The following is a 5,671-nucleotide window of genomic DNA, read 5'->3' on the forward strand; positions in this document are numbered from 1 at the left end:
GCCCGCCGTTGCGGTACAGGGTGCGCATGTTCTCGGCCGGGCTCGCCGGGGCGAGCCCGGCCGAGAACATGCGCACCCTGTACCGCAACGGCGGGCTGACCCCGGTCTTCGGGTCACCGACCATCGCGTACGGCGAGGGGCGCGCCGTCGGCGGGACGACCCTGGTCAACGGGGGCCTGCTGTGGGAGCCGCCGCCCGCGCTGCTCGCCCGCTGGGCGGCGGTCGCGGGCCTCGACGGCTACCGGGCGGCCGACCTCGCCCCGCACCTCAAGACGGTCCACAGCCGTCTCGGCACCATCGTGCAGGGGCACGGCGGCGAAGAGGACAACCGTGACTCCCGTCTGCTGACAGTGGGGGCCGACCTCCTCGGCTGGCAGTGGCAGCACGCCCACCGCGCGGTGCGGGGCTGCGCGCACCGCAACCGCTGCACCACCGGCTGCACGTCCGGCGCGAAGCAGAGCATGGCCGTGACCTATCTGCCGCGGGCCGAGGCCCTGGGCGCCCGGATCCGCCCGGACACCCGGGTGCTGCGCGTCCTGCACGACGGGCGCACGGTGACCGGGGTGCTCGCGGCCGACCCCGACGGCACCCGCACCGTGTACCGGACGCGGGCGGTGTTCCTCGCGGCGGGTCCGCTCGGCTCGCCCGCGCTGCTCCAGCGCAGCCGTGTCCAACACCGGCGGGCGGGACGGGAGTTGGCGCTGCACGTCAACCTTCGTACGGTGGCGCGCTTCCGTGAGGAGGTGGCGGCGGAGCGCGGCACCATCTTCACCGCGCAGCTGAAGGAGTTCGGGGACCTGGGCGTGCTGATGATGCCGTCGAACGTGTCGCGCGGGGCGCTCGCCGCCGCGCTGGCGGGCCGCTCCCCCGGCGACGTCGAGCGTTTCCTCGCCGACTTCGACCGTCTGGGCGTCTACACCACCCAGGTGCGGCTGCACGGCACCGCGAGCGTGCGGGCCCTGCCGGGCGGTGGGGTGCTGCTGCGGCACGGCATGACGGCCGTCGACCACAGCGCGCTGCGCGAGGCGTTCCGACTCGGTGCGCGGCTGCTGTTCGCGGCGGGTGCCGTGGAGGTGACGCCGCCGGTGTCCTCGGCGCCGTCCCTCACCGGGATGTCCGAGGTCGAGGAGTTCTGCCGGCGTGTGGCGCCGGGCGACTGGGAGTTGGTGTCGGTGCACGGCATGGCGTCGGCGCGGATGGGCGGCGCCGACCGGGGCGGGGTGTGCGACGCGTACGGCAGGCCGTACGGCTTCCACGGGCTGCGGGTCTGCGACGCGAGTGTCCTGCCGGGCGTCACCGGCATCAGCCCCCAGGGAACGATCATGGCGTTCGCCCACGAGATCGTCGCCCGCTTCAACGAGCAGGAAGGGAAGACGGGCACATGACGGAGCAGCGGACGACGGGCGCGGTCGAGGCCCCGCGCGAGGGCCCGGCGGCCGGGAGCGAGGGCCGCGGGGAGGGGGAGGCCGACAAGGGTGGAGGTCGGACCGGAGCGGGTGCCGGGCAGGTGCGGCTGTTCAGCGTGCCCGCCCTGGTCGCGTCCTGCGTCGGGTTCGCCCTGATCGGCGCGCTGCAGTCGTTCTACGGGCCCGCGATCCCCGCGCTGCGCGAGGAGTTCGGGCTGTCGCCGGCCGCGGCCGGGGTCGGGCTGACCGCCCACTTCATCGGCGGGGTGGGCGGCGTGCTCGCCTTCAACCGGGTCCACGACCGGGTCGGCAACCGTCTCCTCCTGGGCGTCTCGTACGCGCTGATGGCGGCGGGTTCCCTCGCGTTCGCCCTCGCCCCGGCCTGGCCCCTGGCGCTGGCCGCCGCGTTCCTCGCTGGCCTCGGTTTCGGCGGCATCGACTACGGACTCAACCAGCTCTTCGCCGTGGGCTTCGGCTCCCGCAGCACCGCCATGCTCAACGTCCTGAACGCGTTCTTCGGTATCGGCGCGGTGGCGGGCCCCGCCCTGATCGGTCTGCTGGGCTCGGACCGCTACACGGTCGTGTTCGCGGGCTGCGGGCTGGTGTCGGCGGCGCTGCTGCTGTTCCTGCGCGGCGTACGGGACAGGAGCCCGGCGCCGGTCCGGGCGCCGGACGGGGCGGCGGACGCACGGCCCGCCGCCCCGGCGCGGGCCCGTGTCCGGTTCCTGCTGTTGGCCTTCGTCGTCCTGTACGTCCTGCATGTGGGCGTCGAGGCCGGGGTGGGCGGCTGGGAACCCACGCATCTGGAGTCGGTCGGCTACGGCTCGGCCTTCGCCGCGTCGGCCACCTCCGTCTTCTGGCTGATGATGACGGTCGGTCGGTTCCTGGTGGTCCCCCTCACCCTGCGCTGGCCGGAACACGTCATCATCAACATCAGCTGCGCGGGCATGGCGGTCTGTCTGGCGGCGGCGACGGTGCCCGCCCTGGCCCCGTACATGTACGCGGGTGTGGGGCTGTTCATCGCCCCCGTCTTCCCCACCGGCCTGCCCTGGCTCACCCGCACCGTCCCCATGGCGCGCAGCGCCAGTGCCCATGTGATCGCCGCCTCCATGCTCGGCGGCGTCGCCGCGGGCCCCGCACTCGGCGCGATGATCCAGTGGGCGGGAGCGCGCTCCGTGCCCCTCGTGCTGTGCGTGATCGCGCTGCTGTGCCTGGCCTCGTCGATGTGGATCGACAGGACCACGCGACCGAGGGGGCAGGACCAGGCCGCCTCACCCCACAGGAGGTGACGTCACCACGACATCGCCACCCGCCCCCCGCATCCCCCCGCGATCTCTTCACGAATCAGTGCGCCAATGACCGCAAACCGGTCTCTGAGCACGATTCAACTCTCGCGCGACAGGCTGTCTTTGGCCATGATGAGCCCGGGGACAGTTCAGGGGGAAGATCGCCATGAGTGAGAAGCGCCGACCCGGTCAGGACACGGGTCGAGACACTCCGTCACCTCGCCGCGTCGAGGTCCGGACCGCACCACTGCCACCCGTGAACGGCTGAAGTCACCCGCAGATTGCGACACGGCACACCCGCTGGGGTGTGCCGACGATGCGCCGCGCCAACACCAGGGAGGCTGGTATGTCACGTACAGAACAAGGTCAGCTCGACAGACGTCGGTTCCTGTCCCGGCTGGGGGCCGGGACCGTAGCGCTCGTGGCCGGTTTCGACCTGGTCGGACGCCAGTGGGTGGCCGAGGCCGCCGACAGTGCCTCGTTCGCCGCGGCCCCGTCCCTCGACGGCACCCTCACGTTCGACCCGGACGCCCTCGCGGCGAACTCCCGTGACCAGGGCAACATCTTCGTGAGAACACCGTGCGCGGTACTCAGACCGGGCTCGGTGAAGGACATCCGGAAGATGCTCGCCTACTGCTCGGCCCACGGCATCAAGACCGCGCCGGCCGGCGCGCATCACGCGATGTTCGGTCAACCGCTCGTCAGCGGCGGGCTGGTCATCGAGATGGAGTCGCTGCACACGATCCACTCGATCGGCACCGACAGCGCCGACGTCGACGCGGGCGTGCTGTGGAAGGACCTCGTCGAGGCGGCGTTCCGACGGGGCCTCAGACCGGCGTCGATCACCAGCTACCTCGGGACCACCGTCGGCGGGACCCTCTCGATGGGCGGCATCGGGATGATGTCGTCGTACCGGGCGGGCGCCCAGGTCGACCACGCCCGCAAGCTCGAGGTGGTCACGGGCGACGGGCAGCTGCTGCAGTGCTCCGGCACCCAGAACACCGACCTGTTCGAGGCGGCGCTCGGGGGACTCGGCCAGTGCGGTGTGATCACACGGGCGACGGTCGACCTGGTGCCTGCCAAGCAGTCGGCCCGTACGTACCGGATCGGGTACACGGACGTCGCCGCGTTCTTCCGGGACGTCAGGATCCTGGCGAACCGCGGTGAGTTCGACTCCCTCGGCAGCATTCCGCAGCCCGGCACGGCGCAGCCGCTGACGCTGTGGGCCACCGTCTTCCACGACGCGGGTGACGCGCCCGACGCGTCGTACCTGCTGCGCGGCCTCAGCCCCGCCGCGGCGGGCGCGGCCTTCGAGGACTACGGCTTCCTCGACTACATCCTCCTGGTCACCCGCATGTACGACTCGTTCGCGGCGAACCTGGGCTGGGACGCGAAGGTCAAGCCGTGGCTGGACCTGTTCCTGCCGGACGACGCCGTCGAGGACTTCGTCTCCTCGGTGTTCCCGTCGCTGACGCCGGAGGATCTGGGCCCGACGGGGTTCGGCCTGATCTTCCCGATGCTGCGCTCGACCTACGGACGGCCGCTGCTGCGGCTGCCCGGCGCCTCGGGCGGCCCCTGGGTGTGGCTGGTCAGCGTCCTGACCGACTCGGCCGGATCCGGCCCCGACCCCGACTTCGCGTCGCGGATGACGGACCGCAACTACCGGCTCTACCAGCGGGCGGCGGCCGTCGGCGGCACCCGCTACCCGCACGGCGCGTGCCCGTTCACCCAGGCCGACTGGCAGGCCCACTACGGCTCGATGTGGCCGCGACTCGTGGCGTGGAAGAACCGCTACGACCCCAAGGGCATCCTCACCCCCGGCCCGGGCATCTTCTGACCGTCCGACTCGGGCCGCCCGCGGCCGGACACCGGGTGCGGCCCGCCCGACTCCGACTACCCGCGACCGGACACCGGCATGAGACCGCGCGCCTCCGGTCGCGGCGCGCGGTCGCGGGACGGATCCCGCGATGAGCGACTTCAGGACACGGGGATCCCCTGGTCGGAGCCCCGTGTCCGCCCCTCCGGGCGCCTCATTCGCCCCAGTAGGGAACCTCGGTCACGTCCGTCACCGGAGCCCCTCACCCTTCACCTTTGCGTAACCGTTCCTGTTCACCCCGTTGACATCATGCGCACCGTGTCCCTATGGTCACGCAAACATTCGACCGTGTGACGACATATCGAACGGTTTGAAAGGCAAGTGTCCTGCGCATCCCCGGAATCAGCCGCCCCGTGGCCGGAACGCCGTGGCGCGGCCCGACGTACGTACCGGTGCGCATCGGCACAGGGAGCACGGGAGCCGGCGGACCCCGGATGCCGGGTGGCCCGCGCCTCGATCACGCTTGCCGAAGCCCGGCCCTCACGGCGCGGCCGGCTCGGTCTCGCTCTGCCCTCCCCAGGCAGCGCCGCATCGACAGCTGACAAGCCGTACTGCTCTCAACGACGAGAAGAACAAGGAACGATCACATGCACACCCGAAGAGCCGCCCTCTCCACGATCGCCGGAGCCGTCTCGCTCGCCCTCACCCTGTCCGCGTGCGGTCAGGACGACGGGGGAGCTTCGGCGGACGGTTCCGAGGGCGGCACCATCGGCGTCGCGATGCCGACCCGGGCCTCCGAGCGTTGGCTCACCGACGGCAAGAGCGTCGTGGACGACCTCGCCGGCAAGGGTTACAAGACCACGCTGGTCTACGGCGACGACGACCCGAAGCGGCAGGTCGCCCAGATCGAGAAGCTGATCGAGCAGGGCGTCGACGCGCTGATCATCGCGGCGATCGACAACAAGTCGATGGACAGCGTGCTCAAGAAGGCCGCCGACGCGGAGATCCCGGTGATCTCCTACGACCGGCTGATCCTCGACACGAAGAACGTCGACTACTACGTGTCCTTCGACAACGAGCAGGTCGGCCGACTCCAGGCCCGCTACATCATCGACGAGCTCGGCCTGGAGGACGGCAAGGGTCCGTTCAACATCGAGCTGTTC

The 5,671-nt window shown here is 71.5% G+C and carries 4 protein-coding genes; all 4 read left to right on the forward strand.

All coding sequences use genetic code 11. The features are described 5' to 3' along the window. Positions 1-1,385, forward strand: a 1,385-nt coding sequence (locus AOK23_RS32085; RefSeq protein WP_206336348.1) for a GMC family oxidoreductase N-terminal domain-containing protein, incomplete at its 5' end; no start/stop codon positions are given. Further along, positions 1,382-2,695 (forward strand): MFS transporter, encoded by a 1,314-nt coding sequence (locus AOK23_RS32090; RefSeq protein ID WP_206336350.1) that lies wholly within the window; start codon positions 1,382-1,384, stop codon positions 2,693-2,695. The genes AOK23_RS32085 and AOK23_RS32090, both read left to right, overlap by 4 nt. 343 nt (positions 2,696-3,038) lie before the next feature. Next, the gene (locus AOK23_RS32095; RefSeq protein WP_055716074.1) at positions 3,039-4,529 is read left to right on the forward strand and encodes an FAD-binding protein; all 1,491 of its coding nucleotides are present in this window, start codon (positions 3,039-3,041) and stop codon (positions 4,527-4,529) included. A gap of 626 nt (positions 4,530-5,155) precedes the next feature. Further along, a partial coding sequence (locus AOK23_RS50565) for a substrate-binding domain-containing protein (RefSeq protein ID WP_240496659.1) occupies positions 5,156-5,671 on the forward strand: 516 nt, incomplete at its 3' end.

Origin of the sequence: Streptomyces torulosus, from assembly GCF_001419765.1 — a bacterium.
In the GTDB taxonomy this organism is placed as follows: domain Bacteria; phylum Actinomycetota; class Actinomycetes; order Streptomycetales; family Streptomycetaceae; genus Streptomyces; species Streptomyces torulosus.